Raw genomic sequence first — 24,029 nt, forward strand, 5'->3', positions numbered from 1 at the left:
CTCCTTACAGTTCGGCGACCAGTTTATCAACGATGTCGCTATTAGCAGCTTCATCCACGGAACGTTCGATGATTTTCTCGGCACCTGCGATAGCCAACATAGCGACCTGCTTACGCAACTCTTCCCGAGCACGCTTACGTTCGGCATCAATTTCTGCCTGAGCTTGCGTTACGATTCTGTTACGTTCCTGCTCGGCTTCCGCTTTCGCATCATCAAGGATCTGGGCTTTTTGTTTATTAGCCTGTTCAATGATGACCTGAGCTTCCGCTTTCGCTTTCTTCATTTGGTCGGTCGCATTGGCTTGCGCTAAGTCCAGGTCCTTTTTGGCTCGTTCCGCAGAAGCTAAACCGTCAGCAATTTCTTTTTGACGTTTTTCTATGGCCGCCATGATTGGTGGCCATACGAACTTCATACAGAACATCACAAACAGGACAAACGCAATGGCCTGGCCGAGGATTGTCGCATTAAGATTCACAGCACAATACCTCTTTTAAAATTAATGAGTTGACGTAGTTTCGGATGATTTCTACAAACTACGCGACAGCAAACATTACGTACAAGCCAAGGCCCACAGCAATCATTGGGATGGCGTCAACCAGACCCATAACGATAAAGAACTGTGTACGCAGCAGAGGGATTAAATCCGGCTGACGAGCAGCGCCTTCCAAAAATTTACCTCCGAGGATGCCGATACCGATCGCAGCACCGATTGCCGCTAGACCCATCATTACAGCGGCAGCCATGTACAGCAGATCCATATTCAGGTTTTCCATGACAGTCTCCAGTTTGTTTCAGTTAAAACACAGTTAGTTATTGTGGTAAAAATTAATGTTCTTCAGATGCCATCGACAGATAAACAATCGTCAGAACCATGAAAATAAAGGCTTGTAACGTAATAATCAGTATGTGGAAAATAGCCCAAGGTAGGCTGAGTAACCACTGCGACCACCACGGTAACAGACCAGCTATAAGAATAAAGATCAATTCACCCGCATACATGTTACCAAACAGTCGCAAACCGAGTGATACCGGTTTTGAAAGCAAGCTAACGCCTTCCAGAATTAAGTTAACTGGAATAAACAGTGGATGATTAAAAGGCTGTAAAGTCAGCTCTTTTGTAAAACCACTAATCCCTTTCATCTTAATGCTGTAGTAGAGGATGAGGACAAAAACACCGATAGCCATCGATAAGGTAATACTGACATCTGCTGTTGGCACGACACGCAGAGCAGGTAAACCAAAGACATGTTCACCGATATAAGGGAGAAAATCGATTGGCAATAAGTCCATCACGTTCATTAATAACACCCAAACGAACACGGTTAGCGCCAAGGGGGCAATAACTTTGCTCTTGCCGTGATACATATCACGAACGCTGTTATCAACAAAACCCATGATCAATTCTATAGCAGTCTGAAGTTTGCCAGGTACGCCACTGGTGGCATTAACCGCAACCTTTCTGAATACATACAGAAATAAAATCCCTAATACGACTGAGAAAAAAAGCGAGTCAATGTTCAACGTCCAGAACGTTGCAGAACCACCAGAGTTGGGATCGACCAACTCAAAGGTACGTAGGTCCAACTGAAGGTTATTCAGGTGGTGGCCTATGTAGTCCCTTGCAGTTGAAACTTCTCCTGATGCAGACATGATGCCTCTTACCCTTTTATTGTTGAAAACCTAACCGTTTATCACAGCAGGTGCGATAATTTGCACAATCAGCACCGCTAAATAAGTTAAACCTAGTGGTGCAAACGCCGCTTTAAACACGCTTAAAGCAACAACCAGCACAGCTATCGTAATAATAACTTTCAACCCTTCGCCAACAGCGAAAGACCATGCAATACGTACAGGAACCTCTTCTTCTTTTGCTTTTTGAAAACTGGCAAACAGCATGAATATGGCATTAGGTAACCAACATGCTAACCCACCAGCAAAAGCAGAAGCGCCCCATTCTATACTTTTGGTACAAAAAGCCACACTGAGAACAACAAAAGTCATTAACTGCAAAAAAAGCAGCTTCAGTGCAATTTTACCGCTGTAAAGGGATACAGACATGACTTTTGTTTTCTCCCCTTGCACGCCTTGCATATCAGGTTTTGCTAAATGTTGTATAAAACTGCCTTTGCTTAAGAGTGTCAAGTGACAAAAACGTGCAAATTATACGGGCCGCCAAAATGAATTCAATCCATAAGTAGCGAAAAGGTGAACAATTATTTAAATTTTTTATTTTGGCGCCAGATTGCAAGCTAATAATTGTGCTGATTTCTTGTTTTTAATAATTTCATATATTTCAGAGTTAAATGTGATTTAAATCACATAAATTTTTCATTTGTTAATTATATTTAACATTCACAGGAAACAAAAATAAATAAAATTAATAATAAAATCAATCCTTTAATTTAATTCCATACAAAAGAGTGATTATATTATTGACTTAAATCACTCAGCTAATTTCTAGCCAGTTTAAAAGAGTGAATCTGATGAAAAAACGCTTTATCTGATTTTCAAAGGTTCAACTATCTTAATATCAAGATAACGTTATTTTTATGTAATAACTGGGTAAATTAAAGCTGAAACGAGGCAAAGCATAATTAACGATGCCGATCACAGTATAATTGTGCTCAACATCACTAATTATTTATAACTTTATTGACAAATAACAAAATCAGTTTGATTTAAGGATAACCAAATGACGTTGCCCTTCCAGTTCAGGAACCTCTAATTTAATAACCGAATCGACAGAAATTCCAACAGGCAACATAGTCAGTTCCCCTTCTGGAAGCATACCTTTAAGCGCATAGAAACGCCCATGAATAGGTTCAGGCAAATGACTGCACCAAGAGACCATATCTTGCAATGAAGCAAAAGCACGGCTTATTACACCATCAAAAGGCGGCTCAGAAGAATACGCTTCAACCCTACTTTGTACTGGTTCGATATTTATCAAATCAAGTTCATGCTGAACCTGACGCAAAAATCTCACTCTTTTACCTAAACTGTCCAGCAATGTGAAATGAGAATCTGGACGGACAATAGCTAACGGAATACCTGGCAACCCAGGGCCTGTGCCCACATCGATGAAACGATGACCTTGCAGATAAGGGCTGACAACAATACTGTCCATAACATGACGCACCAGCATTTGCTCTGGATCACGTATTGATGTGAGATTGTAAGCCTTATTCCACTTATTGAGCATATCAACATAAGCTACAAGCTGTTGTTTCTGCTGTAGTGACAGTTCTATTCTTGCTTCGGTCAGCAACAATTCTAGTTTGTTTAGCACAATCAAAATCCCCTCAGGCACTGCGGCGCAATAATCCTTGTTTTTTCAACCACACAAGTAAAATTGAAATCGCAGCAGGTGTTACCCCTGAAATACGTGAAGCCTGACCAATTGAAGTTGGCTTATGATCATTGAGCTTGGCGACAACTTCATTAGAAAGACCACTGATTTGGCGGTAATCGAGATCAACCGGTAATGATGTGTTTTCATTACGTAGCTGTTTTTCAATTTCTTCCTGCTGGCGGGCAATATATCCCTCGTATTTAACCTGAATTTCAACCTGCTCAGCGGCCTGTAGTTCTTCAAGACCAGGGGAAAACAGAGGCAACGAGGTCAAAAGTTCATAATTCATCTCAGGACGACGCAATAGATCTTCACCATTAGCTTCTTTCGATAATGGCGTTTTTAATATATTGTTAATGTCATCAAGATTATTTGAATTAGGGTGAATCCAAATATTACGTAAACGCTGACGTTCCTGTTCAACCATTTCCACTTTGCGGCAATAATGTTCCCAACGTAAATCATCTACCAACCCTAATTCACGGCCTTTTTCTGTTAAGCGCAGGTCTGCATTATCTTCACGTAGCATCAAACGATACTCAGCTCGAGAAGTAAACATACGATATGGTTCTTTAGTCCCTAAAGTACATAAATCGTCAACTAAAACGCCGATATAAGCTTGATCACGGCGAGGGAACCAACCTTCTTCTTCTGAAGCGTAACGAGCTGCATTAAGGCCAGCCAAGAGTCCTTGAGCAGCAGCTTCTTCATAGCCCGTAGTGCCGTTAATTTGTCCAGCAAAGAATAAACCGTGGATAAATTTACTTTCTAATGTTTGTTTCAGATCTCTTGGATCGAAGAAATCGTATTCTATTGCATAACCAGGACGAATAATGCGAGCACTTTCCATTCCTTTCATGGAGTGGACGATTTGCATCTGTACATCAAATGGTAAGCTAGTCGAAATACCATTTGGATAGATTTCATTACTGGTCAATCCTTCAGGCTCAAGGAAGATCTGGTGAGCATTACGATCCGCAAAACGCATGACTTTATCTTCGATTGAAGGACAATAACGTGGACCGATCCCTTCAATGATCCCTGCATACATTGGGCTACGATCCAAATTATTGCGGATCACGTCGTGCGTTTTTTCATTGGTATGGGTGATATAACACGGGATTTGTTGTGGATGTTGTTTCACGTTTCCAAGGAAAGAGAATACCGGTGTTGGATTGTCACCTAGTTGTTGTGTTAACTGACTAAAATCAATCGTTCTGGCATCAATACGTGGTGGTGTTCCTGTTTTTAATCTGTTTACACGTAAGGGTAACTCACGTAAGCGCTGTGCCAATGAAATTGCAGGAGGATCACCAGCCCTTCCACCGCTATAATTTTCCAGACCAATGTGGATCTTACCGTCAAGAAATGTTCCCACAGTCAAAACAACAGCTTTGGCTCTGAATTTGAGGCCCATGCGTGTTACTGCGCCAGTCACTATGTCATTTTCAACAATGAGATCCTCTACAGGTTGTTGGAAGATCATCAGGTTAGGTTGATTCTCCAACGCCATACGCACAGCTTGACGATAGAGAACTCTATCCGCTTGGGCACGTGTTGCACGAACCGCAGGCCCTTTACTGGCATTTAAAGTTCTAAATTGAATACCGGCTTGGTCAGTCGCTTTAGCCATTAAACCACCAAGAGCATCAATTTCTTTAACCAGATGTCCTTTACCGATCCCACCAATAGCTGGGTTACATGACATTTGGCCCAAAGTGTCAATATTGTGGGTCAGTAATAAGGTTTGACGGCCCATACGAGCAGCTGCCATAGCAGCTTCAGTACCGGCATGACCACCACCGATAATGATGACGTCAAATTGTTCTGGATAAAACATGGTGATGAACCTTTAGTTATAAGAATGCTCAGTGCTGTATTAGGGGAAGAGAATTCTACTCAAGTTTTGGCGATAGACCAAGTGGGTAAGATCGCCGGTAATTAAAAGAAGATCTTTTTTATTTAAAGATCTGTTTATTAGATCTTTTATTAGGATCATGATCTTTTGTGGATAAGTTATTTTTTCTTAGAAAGATCATAAAGCTGTAAAGGATCATTTGTTGTGAATGATCCGTGATCCCGCGAGGTATAAACTGGGATCTAAATTGATGGTTATTCACAAGGTGATCATTGCCAGATAGTTATACTATGGATAACTACGGGTTAACCCCGGCTTTTTAGATAAGTTATCCACAATCGTTTGCTGTTTTTTTGTTCTTATCAGAGTGACTTTGCCCAATTTTTAACCCATTCCTCAGCGGGATCTTCGGGGATCTCATGTTGTTGAATATCAATTTCCAGACGATCGCCTAGGCGTTTGGCACCATTTTCTATCAATAATTGGTCAAATGATCTTATTGCACCGCAAAAAGTATCGTATTCAGAACTACCAAGGCCAACAGCGCCAAACGTTACTTTGCTGAGATCAGGTTTTTGTTCAGAAATTTCTGCTGCCAATGGTTGTATATTTTCTGGCAATTCTCCTGCTCCATGTGTGGATGTGACGACTAGCCAGATCCCTTCTTGAGGAAGTTCATCTAAAGAGGGGCCATGTAGCATTTCAGTAGAGAAACCAACATCTTCCAAAATTTCAGCCATATGTTCAGCTACGTATTCGGCACTGCCCATTGTGCTACCGCTGATTAAGGTAATAGTGACCATAGTGATCTCAACAGATTTCAAGAGTCGCTATTGTACGCTGTGAATCTGTTGGGATCTACCTGTGGATAATGTGGTTATAACAAATTTTATTTTATGGCTTAATTGTTCGCATGATCGGGTTTTGTAAGGAGATCAAGGTTTCTGTTGATTGAATTTCATCGATAGTTTGTATTTTGTTGATAAGTACATCTTGAAGGGATTCAATTGAACGGCACATAACTTTAATAAAGATGCTGTAGTGGCCTGTTGTGTAGTAAACCTCAACCACTTCATCTAGGTTATCTAGTTTTTTCAGAGCTGATGGGTAATCTTTAGCACTCTTAAGAATAATGCCAATAAAGCAACACACATCATAACCAAGTTGTTTCGTGCTGATATCCACTCTAGTTCCGGTGATGATTCCTGCTTGCTTCATTTTTTCCACACGAACATGAATTGTTCCTGGGCTGACTGCAAATTTCTTTGCTAGTTCGGCATAAGGTGTGCGTGCGTTGCCCATTAAAGCGTGAAGTATGTCACGGTCTAGATTGTCGATCTGATAAATTTCCGCCATTTTCAGCCTCGTTTTTTAATGAATTTTCATTTTTTTAGTCTTAAAAATGAGTTTTATGAATCATAAAGGCTATTTTTATTAAAGTATATTGAATTTATCCCTCATTTTATTGCTTAATGTTTCCAACAGGACATCAGGGCCACCTAAAAAATTAGAGAATAACATTATGAAAAAGTCGTTTATTGAAAAGCAGCAACAAATCAGTTTCGTGAAATCCTTCTTTTCCCGTCTGCTGGAAAGCAAACTGGGTCTGATTGAAGTGCAAGGGCCAATCCTTAGTTGTTTGGGAGATGGTATTCAGGACAACTTGTCTGGCCATGAAAAAGCTGTTCAGGTAAAAGTAAAAACTTTACCGGATTCAACTTTCGAAGTCGTGCATTCGTTGGCTAAGTGGAAACGTAAAACTCTGGGTCGTTTTGGCTTTCAGTCTGAACAAGGGCTTTACACTCACATGAAAGCATTGCGTCCGGATGAGGATCGCTTAACACCAATTCACTCTGTTTATGTTGATCAATGGGATTGGGAAAAAGTGATGGGAGATGGGCAACGTTCACTTGCTTATCTTAAACAGACAGTCGGTAAAATTTACGAAGCAATAAAAGAAACAGAAAAAGCTGTCAGCAAAGAGTTTGGTCTGGCGCCGTTCCTGCCAGATCAAATTCACTTTGTTCATAGTGAAACGCTTTTGAGCCGTTATCCGGATCTGGATGCAAAAGGTCGTGAACGTGCTATTGCTAAAGAATTGGGTGCTGTTTTCCTCATAGGTATTGGTGCGAAATTATCCGATGGTCAATCTCATGATGTGCGTGCGCCTGATTATGATGACTGGACGACACCAAACTGTGATGGTTTTGCTGGTTTAAACGGCGACATCATTGTCTGGAACCCTGTTTTGGAAGATGCGTTTGAGATCTCTTCTATGGGTATCCGTGTTGATGCAGAAGCACTGGAGCGTCAGTTAGCACTGACTGGTGATGAAGAGCGTTTACAATATGATTGGCATCAGGCGTTACTCAAAGGTGATATGCCACAGTCGATTGGCGGCGGTATTGGTCAGTCCCGTTTGGTGATGTTACTGCTGCAAGAGAAACACATCGGTCAGGTTCAATGCAGTATCTGGTCACCTGAAGTACGCGAAACTGTAGAAGATATGCTTTGATTCAATTAATAGTGCCATTTTCGCAGTAAACGGCTTTTAAGTCCGGTATCAAAGCGCCAGATATGATCGAATATCCGCATGATATTGGGCTTACCATATTGGGACATGGAGACCGCATGGAAGCGGTGTTGCTGATGCAGTTGCAGATTTTTTATCTGATGGATTAGTGAGTCCGGTAGACGCTGGGCAATGAAATCTGAGATAACAACAGCATCAGCATCTTTCCAACGTTGTTCTTTCATTTTTTCTATTGTGCTTGTTAGACAGAAAGCGAGATTTGTCCCTCCTCTGAAAGTCTGGCTGAGGAAACGAATAGCTTGCTCCAGACCATCTGGTGAGGATAGTTCATAGTGCACAATTTCTGTCGTAAATAGCATGATATGACAGTTGCGATTATCAGCTAGAGCGATACGTAATAATGCCAGACAAAAGGCTTTAGCACATTTTTCATTGAATCTCCCCATAGAACCGGAAGTATCGACACAAATAATAAATGGTCCTCGTGGTTTTTCTTCTTGGCTATAATGAGTAATTGGCCGTAATGTTGTCTTTTCTTGCCAGTTATCCCCTTGTAAGCGATAAGTCAGGAGTTTTTTTTCTACTAATTTGCGATAAAATTCGTATTCCAGATCTTCAATTCCTAATATCGCCAATTCTACTGGCAATAGACGCAGAATATCATCACTTTGTCCAATTCCATTTACCTGTTCAGGAACGGTGTCGGGTGTTCGTTCGATCGTGGTAAATGATTCGAGAAAATGATTTTCCTGTGGTTTTGATTTTGCAGATTGGCTGCGTCCAAGTAATTGAGCTAATTTTTCCAGTTCCGGCTGCTGACGAAGAAATTCACTATAGTGAATCAATAACTGATTATTATTCTGGGAATGATTTAACTGACTTTTACTCATATCCCATAATCGCCCTGCTGCCCTATCATTTTCACTGAAAACAGGATCAAGATTACCGCTTAGTGTTAGCCTTTGTTGCAATTCTGCCAGTAGTTGCTCTTTTTCTTGTTCCAGTAATTGCTTATGGAAGGTTGTGGTTTGTAGAATCAAACTGATTCTCCATCGCTGAATAAATAGGGATTGTAACGTATTTGAGTCGGCAATGGTGTTGGTTGCGAGTTTCTGTGCTTCTTCACTAAAAGGAGATTCAATTCGATTTAGGGTTTCTAAGATATCGGGAAGTTTAAGGTAAAAATGATTTGTGTTGGCAGATAGTAATTGTTGATATAACTGAAATTCTTCTACCAGAGTTGCAGGAATTAGCGCTTCTTTAATTCTTTGCTGTAAATCGTGTTTCCAGCCAGGAATATCCTTTAATAGCGCACGTTTTAAGCGAGGATGTTTTTCAAAAAAGATAGCTAACTGAGGTGAAGCTAAAAGCGTTAATATGATCTCTTCTATCATCTCCCCTTCGTTTATTGATAGTAAAAGATCGAGGGTTGTCAGACTAATCATTTAATTAGTTGCCTATTTTTATTTTCAACTGATTAATTTTATCGGCTAACTGGATAAAACTCTGCTCTATCGTAGCAAGCCAATGACTTTCAATAAACAGACATGGCTGATGTTGATTAAACAGTTGGTGTTGGTTATGGATTTCTTGATTAATTTTTTCCAATTTTTCCAGCCACTCGTTGTTTTCTTCGTTTTGCTGATGCTGACGGTTTGGTAAATATAGCGTGGATGAACGACGGCTGATATCAAAAATCTCTGGCTGATGTGCTGAATTAACTTCGGCTGTTATGCTTTGTGGAAAACCAATGCCGTTCAGACGGGCTGGTAGTTCTCCGCCTTTGCTTATCCAGATATTCAACGCTTTTTTTTCCAATTCAATGAAATTGACTTTAATATCATGGAGATGAAGAGGTGTATGTAGGAATAGAATCAATTTTTCTTCGTTGATATGATCGGGTAGCGAATATTGTATTTTATGTCCAAACAGACGGGTTTGTTTTTCCAGCTTTAACGCCTGCTGATCATTTTTATCCTGACGGGCTTGAATCCATTGGCGATAGAGGGAATCAATTTGTTGAGATAATACTCTTTGCTGATATGCTTGTTCGGTGATGAGAGTATTCAGGAACTGAGGTAATAATTTAAAAGAGTGAAGATCATGCCACAAACAATCTTTTAGCAATATTAAATCAAGAGGGGATATTTCTTTTCTGCCATTAAAGAAGGCACTGGCTTGTAGTAAATGAATAGCTTTCTTCCAGCGCCGATCTGAAACGTAAGGTGAATGTTCTGTTGCATCAAGTTGCTGGCGTAGATGATAAATAATATCAAAACAACTATCTGGTAGAACGACTTTATCAATCTCCTTTTGCCATTGGTAAAATTCTTCACTTGTTATCTGAATGTCTGCCGGGACGGGGTTATCATTTTCATTTTTGTGGCTAGTGAGTAACGCTCGGAAATTCTTTTTATCCTGAATTTTATCTAACCAGATACGAATTAGCATTCTGTCATAGAGCGCTTCCAAGCTGTTATCTGCTTCAGGCAGTTCATTGGATGCTGCTACAAGTAATCGCATTGGAATTTTCTCTTCTATATCCCCATTTCTGAATTTTCTTTCATTAATTGCAGTCAGTAGGGTATTTAGAATTGCCGGACCAGCTTTCCATATTTCATCAAGGAAGACAATTTCAGTTTCAGGTAAATATCCGTTGGTTAGGCGTTGGTAACGTCCTTCTTCTTTCAGTGCTTGAATAGAAAGAGGACCGAAAATTTCTTCAGGAGTTGAAAAGCGAGTCATCAGATATTCAAATGCTCTGGCATCACGAAACGCAAATTTCAATCGGCGAGCTATCAAACTTTTTGCGATACCTGGAGGGCCGAGTAGAAAGACACTTTCCCCGCATAATGCTGCTAGTAAACATAAACGAATAGTCTGTTGTCTTTCATACAGACCACTTTCCAGATAGTGACTTAAGCAAACTATTTTTTCTGCTAATAGCATAATTCGTACCAATATTATCTGTTGGATTGGATAAAACCTAATTAGCCTTCTCCATAGATTTTAATCATTATTTGTTAATGCAGACAATATTTACCTTAAAAATCGATTCAGCATCAAATATTCAATAAGTTAGCATTTATCTTCGTTTCTTTTATTATCGAAACGTTTCGATAGTGATCACACTTTTGCATCACTAATGTTGTATTTTAAATGTTACTTTCTATATTACTAAATAGCGAAACGTTTCGCTAATGGAAGAAAAAAATGAAAAAAGGTGTATTACTTAATTCTGAAATTTCAGCCGTAATTTCTCAGCTAGGGCATACCGACCAGATTACAATTGGTGATGCGGGATTACCAATTCCTTCTTTAGCCCAGCGGATTGATTTAGCGCTAACCCAGGGAATTCCCAGCCTTATATCCGTTTTTAATGTTGTTACACAAGAAATGCAGATTGAAGCTGCATTTTTAGCTGAGGAGATCATTGACCATAATCCTTTGATCCATCAATTAATATTAACTCAAATTAAAGAACTTGAGAAACAGCAAGGAAATTCAATTACTGTAGACTATATTAGCCATAATATGTTGAAAGAGAAAACAAAACATAGCCGAGCAGTGATTCGCACAGGAGAGCATTCTCCTTATGCCAATATTATCCTTTGTGCTGGTGTGACTTTCTGAGGTAATGATGCAGCCTGTACTGGAACTAAAAGGAATTAGTAAATCTTTTCCTGGTGTCAAGGCATTATCTGACGCGGCACTACGTGTTTACCCGGGTAAAGTGATGGCGCTGGTAGGGGAGAATGGTGCAGGTAAATCCACGATGATGAAAGTGTTGACTGGAATATATACCAGAGATACAGGTACGGTTCATTATCTAGGAAAAGAAGTGATTTTTTCTGGCCCTAGCTCCTCTCAGAAAGCGGGGATCGGGATTATCCATCAGGAGTTAAATCTTATTCCTCAACTGACCATTGCTGAAAATATTTTTCTGGGACGTGAATTTGTTAATAAATTCGGTGCGATTGACTGGAGAAAAATGTATCTGGAAGCAGATCGCCTGTTAAAAAAATTAAATTTGAATTACAGCAGTCGCCGTTTAGTAACGGAACTTTCTATCGGTGACCAGCAAATGGTTGAAATCGCTAAAGTGCTGAGTTTTAAATCCAAAGTTATCATTATGGATGAACCAACTGATGCGCTGACCAATACAGAAACTGAATCATTATTTCGCGTAATACATGAACTAAAATCTCAGGGATGTGGCATTGTTTATATCTCCCATCGTTTGAGAGAAATTTTTGAAATCTGCGATGATGTAACGATATTTCGTGATGGGCAATTTATTGGTGAAAAGCCGGTAAAAGAGCTAAAAGAAGAGACTCTGATTGAAATGATGGTTGGGCGAAAACTGGAAGATCAGTATCCTCGCTTGAATTTACCTCGGGGTAAAAAACGACTTGAAGTTAAGCAGATTTCTGGTCCCGGAGTGACAAATGCCAATTTTTCCCTATATAGCGGGGAAATTTTGGGCATATCAGGTCTGATGGGGGCTGGCCGCACTGAATTGGTGAAAATTCTTTATGGTGCGTTGCCAAAAACTCAAGGGCAAATCATGCTGGATGGAACTCCCATTGTAATTCGTAATCCTCAGGATGGGTTAGCGTGTGGGATTGTTTATATTTCAGAAGATCGTAAACGTGATGGCTTAGTTTTGGGAATGTCAATTAAAGAGAATATGTCTCTTACTGCCTTACGTTATTTCAGTAATCGGTTAGGTGGTCTTGATCATAAAGAAGAACAGAATGCAGTTAGTGACTTTATTAAATTGTTTAGTATTAAGACACCTTCAATGGAACAAACTATTGGTTTACTTTCTGGCGGTAATCAGCAAAAAGTAGCTATTGCCCGAGGATTAATGACCAGACCAAAAGTTCTTATTTTGGATGAACCTACGCGTGGTGTAGATGTCGGCGCAAAAAAAGAAATTTATCAGTTAATTAATCAATTCAAGAAAGAGGGATTAAGTATCATTCTCGTTTCTTCTGAAATGCCAGAAGTGATAGGAATGAGTGACCGTATTTTGGTTATATGTGAAGGCTATATCAGTGGAGAATTTTTTGCTGAACAGGTAACTCAAGAAGTTTTGATGGCGGCTGCTGTAGGTAAACAACAATATATACCTTATGGATTTCAAGGTGCATCGCGACGGCAAGGGAGCGAATCCCCGGGAGCATAGATAACTATGTGACCGGGGTGAGTGAGCGCAGCCAACAAAGAGGCAACTTGAAAGATAACGGGTATAGAGAGATTCAGGAGTAATTCAGTATGAATTCTAATATATCACCGACATTTAAACATTGGTTTACTAAAGAGTGGTTACTGAAACAAAAGTCACTAATTGCATTGTTAGTGCTGATAGCAGTAGTTTCTTCTCTTAGCCAAAATTTTTTCACTTTAAATAATTTGTTTAATATTCTGCAACAAACATCAGTCAATGCCATTATGGCCGTTGGAATGACATTAGTTATCCTGACATCGGGTATTGACCTTTCTGTTGGTTCATTGCTTGCGTTAACAGGCGCAGTAGCGGCTTCATTGGTTAATACGGAAGTTAATGCTCTGGTGGCTATCGTGAGTGCTTTGGCTTTAGGTGCTGCAATTGGTGCTTGTACAGGAATAATAATTGCTAAAGGTAAAGTACAGGCCTTTATTGCCACTCTGGTCATGATGTTGTTACTTCGTGGAATAACCCGTGTCTACACTGATGGTAGCCCAATAAATACAGGATTCAGTGATAATGCGGATCTGTTTGGCTGGTTTGGTATTGGTCGTCCACTGGGAATTCCTACTCCAGTATGGCTGATGCTGATAGTTTTTGTTATCGCATGGTATATCCTGCATCACACCCGTTTAGGTCGTTATATTTATGCCCTAGGGGGGAATGAATCGGCTACCCGTTTGTCTGGTATCAATATCGATAAAATTAAAATTATCGTTTACTCCTTATGCGGCTTACTAACGGCATTGGCAAGTATTATTGAAGTCGCTCGTCTTTCTTCCGCTCAACCTATGGCGGGAGGCGGTTATGAATTAGATGCTATTGCTGCCGTAGTATTGGGAGGAACTCGACTGGCTGGTGGTAAGGGATTAATTATTGGTACTCTGATTGGTGCGCTAATCCTCGGTTTTTTAAACAATGGCTTAAACTTATTAGGTATTTCTTCTAACTATCAGATGATTATTAAAGCAATTGTAATATTGTTGGCAGTTCTGGTTGATAACAAAAGTGGTAAATAACCTCACCCTACAGGAAATAACACGATGAAAATGAAGAAATTAGTCACAATTTTATCTGCTGTTGCGCTAAGTATGACTGTAAGTGTAAATGCATTGGCGAAAGACACTATCGCGTTAGTCATTTCTACACTGAATAATCCATTCTTTGTCACAATGAAAGATAGCGCTCAAAAAGAGGCGGATAAGTTGGGCTATAACCTAATTGTGTTGGATTCTCAGGATAATCCAGCGAAAGAATTAGCTAATGTTCAAGATTTGACGGTACGTGGTACTAAACTCATGTTAATTAACCCGACTGACTCCGATGCTGTTGGTAATGCCATTATTATGGCTAACAATGCCAAAATTCCGGTCATTACTCTAGATCGGATAGCGAATAAAGGTACTGTTGTTAGTCATATTGCTTCTGATAACCGCTTGGGGGGTAAAATAGCGGGTGATTTTATTGCCGAAAAATTGGGGAATGGAGCCAAAATTATTCAGCTAGAAGGTATTGCTGGTACTTCTGCCGCCCGTGAACGTGGTGAAGGGTTTAATAAGGTAGTGCAGGAACATAAATTCAGTGTGTTGGCTAGTCAGCCTGCTGATTTCGATCGTACCAAGGGACTGAACGTTATGCAGAACTTACTGACGGCTCATCCGGCTGTACAAGCTGTATTTGCTCAGAATGATGAGATGGCATTAGGTGCTTTGCGCGCTTTACAGACAGCAGGTAAAAGCGATGTATTAGTTGTTGGTTTTGATGGTACTGGAGATGGTATCAAAGCTGTTCAAAGTGGAAAATTAGGAGCGACAATCGCTCAGCGTCCTGATCAAATTGGTATCGTGGGTGTTCAGACTGCAAATAAAGTGCTGAAAGGCGAAAAAGTTGAAGCCGTCATCCCTGTGGAATTGGAGTTAGTTATTAAAAAATAAATCGGTATTTATGCCGTTATTCATTGAGGGTGGTGACGGCATAATTGAAAAGGAATAAATGTAATGAGTACAGCAAAACTTGCGGTGCTTGGCAGCATTAATGCTGACCATATTTTGAATCTTAGGTCGTTCCCTCGCCCGGGTGAAACGGTGATCGGGGAACAATATCAGGTTGCTTTTGGTGGGAAAGGCGCTAATCAAGCGGTAGCAGCAGGCCGCAGCGGTGCTGATATTACATTTATTGCTTGTGTTGGTGAGGACGATATTGGTTTTCGTATCTGCCAGCAATTAGCAAAGGATAATATTAAAACTTCTGGCATCGAAGTGATTAAAGGGGAAACAACCGGTGTAGCGTTGATTTTTGTTAATCAGCAAGGTGAAAATGTTATTGGTATCAATGCAGGCGCTAATGCAGCGCTGACACCGGAATATTTCTATCGCTACCAAAATATTGTTGAGGAAGCAGATGCATTATTAATGCAACTTGAATCTCCGTTGGAAACAGTACAACTTGCTGCAACAATAGCTAAACAAAATAATACGAAAGTAATACTCAATCCGGCGCCGGCCCGAAAATTATCTGATCAATTGCTCTCGCTGGTGGATATCATTACGCCGAATGAAACTGAAGCGGAATATCTCACTGGAATTAAAGTAGAAAATGATTCAGATGCGGAAAATGCGGCTCAAGTATTGCATGATAAAGGTATTGAAACGGTAATTATCACATTGGGTCGCCGTGGCGTGTGGTTGAGTGAAAGAGGTCAGAAAGGAAAAATTGTTCCGGGATTTAAAGTTAACGTTGTAGATACTGTTGCGGCAGGAGATACTTTCAACGGTGCGCTGGTGACAGCATTGTTGGAAAGAAAATCCATGTTATCTGCCATACGATTTGCTCATTCTGCTGCTGCGATAGCGGTAACCCGTCAGGGAGCTCAGCCTTCCGTCCCGTGGCGAAATGAAATTGATGCATTTTTAACTGAACAGGACTAACTGTGGCTACAATGAAAGATGTTGCTCGTTTTGCAGGCGTTTCTACATCAACTGTATCTCATGTTATTAATAATAATCGTTATGTCAGCGATGGTGTAAAAAAGAAAGTTAATGATGCGATTGAACAATTGAATTATGCTCCATCAGCGCTTGCACGAAGTCTTAAGATCAAGCAAACCAAAACCATTGGTATGCTGGTAACAACCAGTAATAATCCTTTTTATGCTGAAATTGTAAGAGGGGTTGAACGAAGCTGTTATGAGCGTGGTTACAGCCTTATCTTGTGTAATACAGAAGGTGATGCCAAACGAATGGATTACAGCATGGAAACTTTGCTGCAAAAGCGAGTAGATGGGGTGCTGATTATGTGTACTGAAAATCAACATAGTTCCTGTGATGTTTTACGCCGTTACCCTCCTTTACCGATGGTTATGATGGATTGGTCTCCATTTGAGATTGTCAGCGATATTATTCAGGATAATTCCTTGTTAGGAGGTGAGATAGCTACTAATCACCTTATTAGCTGTGGTTTTAAGAAAATAGCTTGTATTGCAGGTCCACAAGATAAAACGCCTGCTAATTATCGATTACAAGGATATAGAAAGGCAATGGCAAATGCTGGCCTTATTATTCCTGATGGATATGAAATTTACAGTGATTTTGAATTTGCCGGTGGTTTTAAATCAATGCAGAAATTACTGCAACATCAAGAACCGCCAGAAGCTGTTTTTGCCGGAAATGATGCAATGGCCGTTGGCGCTTATCAGGCGCTGTACCAAGCAGGGCTTTCTGTGCCGGATGATATTTCCATCATTGGTTATGATGATATCGATCTTGCCCCTTATATGATCCCACCATTGACAACCATTCATCAGCCAAAAGATGAATTAGGGAAGCTCGCTGTTGATACTTTACTTTATCGGATGAATAACCCAAAGAGTGATCCTAAATTGTTAGTATTAACTCCAACACTGATTGAACGTAGCTCAGTTTCTCATCTTTAAGTGCCCTTTTTCTTGAGCATATTATCTCCATCTTCCTTATGTAATAACAGGAAGGTGGAAGAAGCGAGTAAAGTGATTATTCCTACGGTAATAAAAGTGCTGTGGAAATGATCAACAACCGTTCCATAAGGCATAGACTCATAGAAACGGAGAATAGCTGCACTTACAGCAACACCGAAGCTAATAGATAACTGCTGAGTTACAGCTAATAAACTATTTCCTGAACTGGCATTATTATCGGTTAGATCAGCTAAAGTAATGGTATTCATTGAAGTAAATTGAATGGATACAGCCATACCCAGTAAAAATAGTGGAATAGTTAAAAGTACAGTAGGCATTTCTGGTGATTGTAGTGAAAATTGAGAAATCATTAATCCAATAATGATTGTGATGCTAACCAGCGTCTTACGATATCCAAAGCGAGCTAATACATTGGTAACGAAAGATTTGGCTAAAACAGAACCGATAGCTGTTGGCGCCATCATCATTCCGGCAATGACCGCTGAATAACCAAACCCAACTTGTAGCATCAAAGGCATTAGAAAAGGCATGCAACCAGTTCCCAGGCGTGTAACAATATTACCGATAATACCAATGGAAAATGTGCGAATACGGAATAAATTCAGACTAATAAGGGGCTGGGTTTGTTTTCTAGCATGCATTAGATAACCAAATAATATCATAAAACCACCAACCATAATTGTCAGAGGTATATAGCCTGGTAACGAACTCTCTCCTAGTAAATCCAAACTGATAGAAACCATTATTAAACTCAGGCCAAAAAGTATGAAACCGAAAAAGTCGAATGAACGTTTTGGCATCGTAAAATTAGGCATATGCTTTTTAGCATAAATAATCCCCAATAAACCGATTGGAATATTGATAATAAATATCCAGTGCCAAGTAGCATAAGTGACTAATAACCCACCGAGCATAGGACCAAGAATTGGCCCTACTAGCCCTGGCATGGTGACAAAATTCATAACAGGTAGAAGTTCGCTGCGTGGGTACGCACGTAATAAAGCAAGGCGGGCAACTGGCATCATCATTGCGCCGCCAATTCCTTGAATTACACGAGAAACAACTAGAAAAGCCAAATTGCCTGACAAAGCACAGGCAAGGGAGCCTAAAGAGAACAAGGACACAGCAAACATAAATATTCGGCGGGTGCCGAAACGATCGGCTAACCAGCCGCTGACTGGAATTAGCAAAGCAACAGTCAGAGTATAGCTGACAACAGCAGATTGCATCGCGAGGGGTGAATGTTTGAGGCTTTCAGCAATAGCGGGTAATGCTGTGTTGAGAATTGTTGCATCTAAGGCTTGCATAAAGAAAGCTATTGCAGCAATCCAGGGTAGCCCCGCCATATTACGAGCGGTTTTTACCATTAATAGTCCTGCTTATTTTATTTAGCCAATGTTTGATTAGATATTAATCTAAAACACTACTATATAAGATTATTCGCGCTCTGTTAATAACTTTTGACAAGCGAGAAGTGCGTTGTGACTGTCACCTTGGATGATTGAATTAACAATGGTTTTATGAGGTTCCAGTTTTACGACTTTATCGGAAATAATAGCTTCGAAGTAGTTTTGGTAAACCAGATGAAATAAGTTAGCAAAAGAGCATAAGAATGGATTTCCACAAGATTTGTAAATGGTATAGTGAAACTGGTAATCAATCTCTATCCATTTTTCCCGGTTAAAATTTTCTTTTAGTCGATACATTTCATCTATTATCTGTAAGAGCTGCTTCTTTTGTTTTTGTGTGGCATTTTGTGCAGCAAGAAAACAAGCTTGGGGTTCTATTGCTAATCTTACTATATGGAAATGTTCGACCACTTGACTAAGGTTGTCACGATTCATCCACCATTTTAATAAATCCTGATCAAGGAAATTCCAGTGAATTGTTGGCATGATTCGGGTGCCAATACGTGGACGAGGTAATAGCATACCTTTGGCTGCAAGTATTTTTATTGCTTCACGAACAGAAGTTCTGCTGACGTCAAATTGTTCAGCGAGTTCTATTTCACCAGGAAGGATAGTTTCAGCTTTGTATTCACCAGACAAAATCTGTTGTCCGATTTTTTCAGCTAAAAGATAAGAAAGGTTTTTCTGGGAAGCTTTTCTTTGTTCTTTAAATTGCATAGTAGATTTGAACCCTTTCCCACATTTGTCTACTTAATAGTACCTTAGTTTGGGAATAATTATGGTCGACGCCATCAATTTTGTATAAAAGAAATGCAAAAGTGTGGGTTTTGTTGAAAAAATCTGCGAACGGCCATTTTTTTTCAATAAAGACTTGCCAGCGTCAAAGAACTCCCTATAATGCGCCACCACTGACCGACACAACGCTGATAAACATTGTGAGGTCAGGCAGAGAAAAGTCAATAAGCGCTTGACTCTGCGGGCGAACAGCGTAATATACGCAGCCCGGCTGAACGAGAATGTCAATTTTTGATTCGGCCTGCTCTTTAACAATTAATCAGACAATCTGTGTGGGCACTCACAAGACCGTATCACAAAAAAATACGTTTTAAAGTCTTGAAGAGTGAACAACAGTTAATTCATTACGAACTAACAGTACAATTCTTTGAGCATCAAGCTTTTAATTGAAGAGTTTGATCATGGCTCAGATTGAACGCTGGCGGCAGGCCTAACACATGCAAGTCGAGCGGTAACAGGAAAGCGCTTGCGCTTTTGCTGACGAGCGGCGGACGGGTGAGTAATGTCTGGGGATCTGCCCGAGGGCGGGGGATAACCACTGGAAACGGTGGCTAATACCGCATAATGTCGCGAGACCAAAGTGGGGGACCTGAAAGGGCCTCACGCCGTCGGATGAACCCAGATGGGATTAGCTAGTAGGTAGGGTAAAGGCCTACCTAGGCGACGATCCCTAGCTGGTCTGAGAGGATGACCAGCCACACTGGGACTGAGACACGGCCCAGACTCCTACGGGAGGCAGCAGTGGGGAATATTGCACAATGGGCGCAAGCCTGATGCAGCCATGCCGCGTGTATGAAGAAGGCCTTCGGGTTGTAAAGTACTTTCAGCGGGGAGGAAGGGTTCAGCTTGAACAGAGCTGAATTTTGACGTTACCCGCAGAAGAAGCACCGGCTAACTCCGTGCCAGCAGCCGCGGTAATACGGAGGGTGCAAGCGTTAATCGGAATGACTGGGCGTAAAGCGCACGCAGGCGGTCAATTAAGTTAGATGTGAAATCCCCGGGCTCAACCTGGGAATGGCATCTAAGACTGGTTGGCTGGAGTCTCGTAGAGGGGGGTAGAATTCCATGTGTAGCGGTGAAATGCGTAGAGATGTGGAGGAATACCGGTGGCGAAGGCGGCCCCCTGGACGAAGACTGACGCTCAGGTGCGAAAGCGTGGGGAGCAAACAGGATTAGATACCCTGGTAGTCCACGCTGTAAACGATGTCGATTTGGAGGTTGTGGCCTTGAGCTGTGGCTTCCGAAGCTAACGCGTTAAATCGACCGCCTGGGGAGTACGGCCGCAAGGTTAAAACTCAAATGAATTGACGGGGGCCCGCACAAGCGGTGGAGCATGTGGTTTAATTCGATGCAACGCGAAGAACCTTACCTACTCTTGACATCCAGAGAAGACCTCAGAGATGAGGTTGTGCCTTCGGGAGCTCTGAGACAGGTGCTGCATGGCTGTCGTCAGCTCGTGTTGTGAAATGTTGGGTTAAGTCCCGCAACGAGCGCAACCCTTATCCTTTGTTGCCAGCGCGTAATGGCGGGAACTCAAAGGAGACTGCCGGTGATAAACCGGAGGAAGGTGGGGATGACGTCAAGTCATCATGGCCCTGACGAGTAGGGCTACACACGTGCTACAATGGCGGATACAAAGTGAAGCGACCTCGCGAGAGCAAGCGGAACACACAAAGTCTGTCGTAGTCCGGATTGGAGTCTGCAACTCGACTCCATGAAGTCGGAATCGCTAGTAATCGTAGATCAGCATGCTACGGTGAATACGTTCCCGGGCCTTGTACACACCGCCCGTCACACCATGGGAGTGGGTTGCAAAAGAAGTCGGTAGCTTAACCGCAAGGAGGGCGCTGACCACTTTGTGGCTCATGACTGGGGTGAAGTCGTAACAAGGTAACCGTAGGGGAACCTGCGGTTGGATCACCTCCTTACCTGAGATAGGTTGAGTGCAGTGCTCACACAGATTGTCTGATGAAAGTAAAGTGCAAGCGCGTCTGCGAAGCTGACCATCGGGTCCCCTTCGTCTAGAGGCCTAGGACACCGCCCTTTCACGGCGGTAACAGGGGTTCGAATCCCCTAGGGGACGCCAGCTTGCGAAGATGACGGGTGAAAGGCGTTGTCGTTAAGGTATCTTTAAGCGGATTTTCGGAATCGGTTTAGCGATATAAGCTCTTTAACAATCTGGAACAAGCTGAAAAATTGAAACAGTCAATGATACCGGTTGCGGTGTGATTGACGAGTCTCTCAAGCTGAACAATCCGAGACAGTTTCGGGTTGTGAGGTTAAGCAATTAAGCGTACACGGTGGATGCCTAGGCAGTCAGAGGCGATGAAGGACGCGCTAATCTGCGAAAAGCGTCGGTAAGCTGATATGAAGCGTTATAAGCCGGCGATGTCCGAATGGGGAAACCCAGTGCAATGCGTTGCACTATCATTAACTGAATCCATAGGTTAATGAGGCGAACCGGGGGAACTGAAACATCTCAGTACCCCGAGGAAAAGAAATCAACCGAGATTCCCCCAGTAGCGGCGAGCGAACGGGGAGGAGCCCAGAACCTGCATCAGCCACAGCATCAGAGGAACGGTCTGGAAAGGCCGGCGAGAGAGGGTGACAGCCCCGTACTCGAAGATGGCGTGGTTGTGAGTTCGATGAGTAAGGCGGGACACGAGAAATCCTGTCTGAAGAAGGGGGGACCATCCTCCAAGGCTAAATACTCCTGACTGACCGATAGTGAACCAGTACCGTGAGGGAAAGGCGAAAAGAACCCCGGCGAGGGGAGTGAAAGAGAACCTGAAACCGTGTACGTACAAGCAGTGGGAGCCTTGATGAATCAGGGTGACTGCGTACCTTTTGTATAATGGGTCAGCGACTTATATTCTGTAGCAAGGTTAACCGAATAGGGGAGCCGCAGGGAAACCGAGTCTTAACTGGGCGAAATGAGTTGCAGGGTATAGACCCGAAACCCGGTGAGCTAGCCATGGGCAGGTTGAAGGTTGGGTAACACTAACTGGAGGACCGAACCGACTAATGTTGAAAAATTAGCGGATGACTTGTGGCTGGGGGTGAAAGGCCAATCAAACCGGGAGATAGCTGGTTCTCCCCGAAAGCTATTTAGGTAGCGCCTCGTGAGTTCATCTTCGGGGGTAGAGCACTGTTTCGGCTAGGGGGCCATCCCGGCTTACCAACCCGATGCAAACTGCGAATACCGAAGAATGTCATCACGGGAGACACACGGCGGGTGCTAACGTCCGTCGTGAAGAGGGAAACAACCCAGACCGCCAGCTAAGGTCCCGAAGTCATGGTTAAGTGGGAAACGATGTGGGAAGGCCCAGACAGCCAGGATGTTGGCTTAGAAGCAGCCATCATTGAAAGAAAGCGTAATAGCTCACTGGTCGAGTCGGCCTGCGCGGAAGATGTAACGGGGCTAAACCATGCGCCGAAGCTGCGGCATTCAGAGGACAGATTTCAGAAGACAGAGGACGGAATGATGTCATATGGATTCGAGCAATTGGACGTGTTTAAGAAAGCTTATCGAATTTCGTTAGAAATTCATCAGGTGAGTTTGACATTTCCTCAGTACGAACAATATGGATTAGCGGACCAGGTCGGGCGGGCAAGTAAGGGCATTTGCGCCAACCTTGCCGAGGGCTTTGGTAAGCAGCATTATTCCAAACCCGAGTTCAGGCGTTTCATTAGTATAGCCTTAGGCAGTGCCGATGAGATGCGTGTATGGTTAAGATATTGTCTGGATTTGGGCTATATCAATCGGGTTCAGTGGCAGGAATGGCGCGATGGCTATGAAGAGATAGCGAAAATGCTGACTGGACTGGGGCGGCGTCTGTAAGCTGTATTCTGACGTCTGTTCTCTGAATGGGTAGGGGAGCGTTCTGTAAGCCGTTGAAGGCGGCGCGTGAGGCCTGCTGGAGGTATCAGAAGTGCGAATGCTGACATAAGTAACGATAAAGCGGGTGAAAAACCCGCTCGCCGGAAGACCAAGGGTTCCTGTCCAACGTTAATCGGGGCAGGGTGAGTCGACCCCTAAGGCGAGGCCGAACGGCGTAGCTGATGGGAAACAGGTTAATATTCCTGTACTGAATGTGACTGCGAAGGGGGGACGGAGAAGGCTAGGCCATCCGGGCGACGGTCGTCCCGGTTTAAGCGTGTAGGTGGGAGGAGCAGGCAAATCCGCTCTTCTTTTAACACTGAGGCGTGATGACGAGCCGCTACGGCGGTGAAGTGGTTGATGCCCGGCTTCCAGGAAAAGCCTCTAAGCATCAGGTGACATTGAATCGTACCCCAAACCGACACAGGTGGTCAGGTAGAGAATACTCAGGCGCTTGAGAGAACTCGGGTGAAGGAACTAGGCAAAATGGTGCCCGTAACTTCGGGAGAAGGCACGCTGGCGTTAGGTGAAGGGGTTTGCCCCCGGAGCCGAAGCCAGTCGCAGAGACCAGCTGGCTGCAACTGTTTATTAAAAACACAGCACTGTGCCAACACGTAAGTGGACGTATACGGTGTGACGCCTGCCCGGTGCTGGAAGGTTAATTGATGGGTTAGCCGTTAAGGCGACGCTCTTGATCGAAGCCCCAGTAAACGGCGGCCGTAACTATAACGGTCCTAAGGTAGCGAAATTCCTTGTCGGGTAAGTTCCGACCTGCACGAATGGCGTAATGATGGCCAGGCTGTCTCCACCCGAGACTCAGTGAAATTGAACTCGCTGTGAAGATGCAGTGTACCCGCGGCAAGACGGAAAGACCCCGTGAACCTTTACTATAGCTTGACACTGAACATGGAGCCTTGATGTGTAGGATAGGTGGGAGGCTTGGAAGTGCGGACGCCAGTCTGCATGGAGCCATCCTTGAAATACCACCCTTGAATGCTCGATGTTCTCACTTAGGCC

19 protein-coding genes, 1 tRNA gene and 2 rRNA genes are annotated in these 24,029 nt (G+C 42.6%); 10 read left to right on the forward strand and 12 right to left on the reverse strand.

All coding sequences use genetic code 11. The features are described from left to right. Positions 1 to 4: 4 nt before the first annotated feature. The 8 genes from atpF to asnC form a co-directional block, all read right to left on the reverse strand. Entirely contained in the window at positions 5 to 475 is a 471-nt protein-coding gene (gene atpF / locus TI10_RS19620; RefSeq protein WP_049585022.1) for a F0F1 ATP synthase subunit B, read from the reverse strand. A gap of 58 nt (positions 476 to 533) precedes the next feature. Next, entirely contained in the window at positions 534 to 773 is a 240-nt protein-coding gene (gene atpE / locus TI10_RS19625) for a F0F1 ATP synthase subunit C (protein WP_000429386.1), read from the reverse strand. Positions 774 to 825: 52 nt separating this feature from the next. Further along, positions 826 to 1,650 carry a F0F1 ATP synthase subunit A gene (atpB, locus tag TI10_RS19630; protein WP_049585023.1) on the reverse strand — a complete coding sequence of 275 codons (825 nt, stop codon included), beginning with the start codon at positions 1,648 to 1,650 and terminating at the stop codon, positions 826 to 828. A gap of 30 nt (positions 1,651 to 1,680) precedes the next feature. Further along, positions 1,681 to 2,058, reverse strand: coding sequence for a F0F1 ATP synthase subunit I (atpI, locus tag TI10_RS19635; RefSeq protein ID WP_049585050.1), 378 nt, complete (start codon positions 2,056 to 2,058; stop codon positions 1,681 to 1,683). A gap of 610 nt (positions 2,059 to 2,668) precedes the next feature. Further along, the gene (rsmG, locus tag TI10_RS19640; protein ID WP_049585051.1) at positions 2,669 to 3,289 is read right to left on the reverse strand and encodes a 16S rRNA (guanine(527)-N(7))-methyltransferase RsmG; all 621 of its coding nucleotides are present in this window, start codon (positions 3,287 to 3,289) and stop codon (positions 2,669 to 2,671) included. A gap of 13 nt (positions 3,290 to 3,302) precedes the next feature. Further along, positions 3,303 to 5,192, reverse strand: a complete 1,890-nt coding sequence (gene mnmG, locus TI10_RS19645) for a tRNA uridine-5-carboxymethylaminomethyl(34) synthesis enzyme MnmG (RefSeq protein WP_049585024.1) — start codon at positions 5,190 to 5,192, stop codon at positions 3,303 to 3,305. 380 nt (positions 5,193 to 5,572) lie between these two features. Further along, complete coding sequence (mioC, locus tag TI10_RS19650; protein WP_049585025.1) at positions 5,573 to 6,013, reverse strand: FMN-binding protein MioC; 441 nt, start codon at positions 6,011 to 6,013, stop codon at positions 5,573 to 5,575. 91 nt (positions 6,014 to 6,104) lie between these two features. Next, positions 6,105 to 6,566: a transcriptional regulator AsnC gene (asnC, locus tag TI10_RS19655; RefSeq protein WP_049585026.1), complete on the reverse strand. Its 462-nt coding sequence runs from the start codon at positions 6,564 to 6,566 to the stop codon at positions 6,105 to 6,107. Positions 6,567 to 6,732: 166 nt separating this feature from the next. On the opposite strand from asnC, the gene asnA reads away from it, so the two are divergent. Continuing rightward, entirely contained in the window at positions 6,733 to 7,725 is a 993-nt protein-coding gene (gene asnA, locus TI10_RS19660; protein ID WP_049585027.1) for an aspartate--ammonia ligase, read from the forward strand. A 5-nt stretch (positions 7,726 to 7,730) separates the two neighbouring features. Here the strand turns inward: asnA and viaA are convergent, their stop codons facing one another. Continuing rightward, positions 7,731 to 9,188: an ATPase RavA stimulator ViaA gene (viaA, locus tag TI10_RS19665; RefSeq protein WP_049585028.1), complete on the reverse strand. Its 1,458-nt coding sequence runs from the start codon at positions 9,186 to 9,188 to the stop codon at positions 7,731 to 7,733. 4 nt (positions 9,189 to 9,192) lie between these two features. Then, the gene (ravA, locus tag TI10_RS19670; RefSeq protein WP_387554790.1) at positions 9,193 to 10,704 is read right to left on the reverse strand and encodes an ATPase RavA; all 1,512 of its coding nucleotides are present in this window, start codon (positions 10,702 to 10,704) and stop codon (positions 9,193 to 9,195) included. A 252-nt stretch (positions 10,705 to 10,956) separates the two neighbouring features. Between ravA and rbsD the strand changes: the two genes are divergently transcribed. The 6 genes from rbsD to rbsR all read left to right on the forward strand — a co-directional run bounded on the left by rbsD (position 10,957) and on the right by rbsR (position 16,907). Beyond that, positions 10,957 to 11,376, forward strand: a complete 420-nt coding sequence (gene rbsD, locus TI10_RS19675; RefSeq protein ID WP_049585030.1) for a D-ribose pyranase — start codon at positions 10,957 to 10,959, stop codon at positions 11,374 to 11,376. A 7-nt stretch (positions 11,377 to 11,383) separates the two neighbouring features. Further along, the gene (gene rbsA, locus TI10_RS19680) at positions 11,384 to 12,934 is read left to right on the forward strand and encodes a ribose ABC transporter ATP-binding protein RbsA (protein ID WP_244161666.1); all 1,551 of its coding nucleotides are present in this window, start codon (positions 11,384 to 11,386) and stop codon (positions 12,932 to 12,934) included. An 89-nt stretch (positions 12,935 to 13,023) separates the two neighbouring features. Further along, a complete protein-coding gene (rbsC, locus tag TI10_RS19685; protein WP_049585031.1) occupies positions 13,024 to 13,995 on the forward strand; it encodes a ribose ABC transporter permease in 972 nt (323 codons plus the stop codon). Positions 13,996 to 14,019: 24 nt separating this feature from the next. After that, complete coding sequence (gene rbsB / locus TI10_RS19690) at positions 14,020 to 14,910, forward strand: ribose ABC transporter substrate-binding protein RbsB (RefSeq protein WP_049585032.1); 891 nt, start codon at positions 14,020 to 14,022, stop codon at positions 14,908 to 14,910. A 63-nt stretch (positions 14,911 to 14,973) separates the two neighbouring features. Then, positions 14,974 to 15,903 (forward strand): ribokinase, encoded by a 930-nt coding sequence (gene rbsK / locus TI10_RS19695; RefSeq protein ID WP_049585033.1) that lies wholly within the window; start codon positions 14,974 to 14,976, stop codon positions 15,901 to 15,903. A 2-nt stretch (positions 15,904 to 15,905) separates the two neighbouring features. Then, complete coding sequence (rbsR, locus tag TI10_RS19700) at positions 15,906 to 16,907, forward strand: ribose operon transcriptional repressor RbsR (protein WP_049585034.1); 1,002 nt, start codon at positions 15,906 to 15,908, stop codon at positions 16,905 to 16,907. On the opposite strand, the gene mdtD is transcribed toward rbsR, so the two are convergent. Next, positions 16,904 to 18,295: a multidrug transporter subunit MdtD gene (gene mdtD / locus TI10_RS19705; protein WP_049585035.1), complete on the reverse strand. Its 1,392-nt coding sequence runs from the start codon at positions 18,293 to 18,295 to the stop codon at positions 16,904 to 16,906. The two genes, rbsR and mdtD, sit on opposite strands and share 4 nt — an antisense overlap. A gap of 69 nt (positions 18,296 to 18,364) precedes the next feature. Next, a complete protein-coding gene (locus TI10_RS19710) occupies positions 18,365 to 19,054 on the reverse strand; it encodes a FadR/GntR family transcriptional regulator (protein ID WP_049585036.1) in 690 nt (229 codons plus the stop codon). A gap of 461 nt (positions 19,055 to 19,515) precedes the next feature. Between TI10_RS19710 and TI10_RS19715 the strand changes: the two genes are divergently transcribed. The 3 genes from TI10_RS19715 to TI10_RS19725 all read left to right on the forward strand — a co-directional run. Further along, positions 19,516 to 21,060 (forward strand): 16S ribosomal RNA (locus TI10_RS19715). Positions 21,061 to 21,142: 82 nt separating this feature from the next. Beyond that, positions 21,143 to 21,218, forward strand: a tRNA-Glu gene (locus tag TI10_RS19720). A gap of 191 nt (positions 21,219 to 21,409) precedes the next feature. Beyond that, positions 21,410 to 24,029: ribosomal RNA gene (locus TI10_RS19725) — 23S ribosomal RNA — on the forward strand; the annotation flags it as partial.

Origin of the sequence: Photorhabdus luminescens subsp. luminescens (assembly GCF_001083805.1) — a bacterium.
Classification (GTDB): Bacteria; Pseudomonadota; Gammaproteobacteria; order Enterobacterales; family Enterobacteriaceae; genus Photorhabdus; species Photorhabdus luminescens.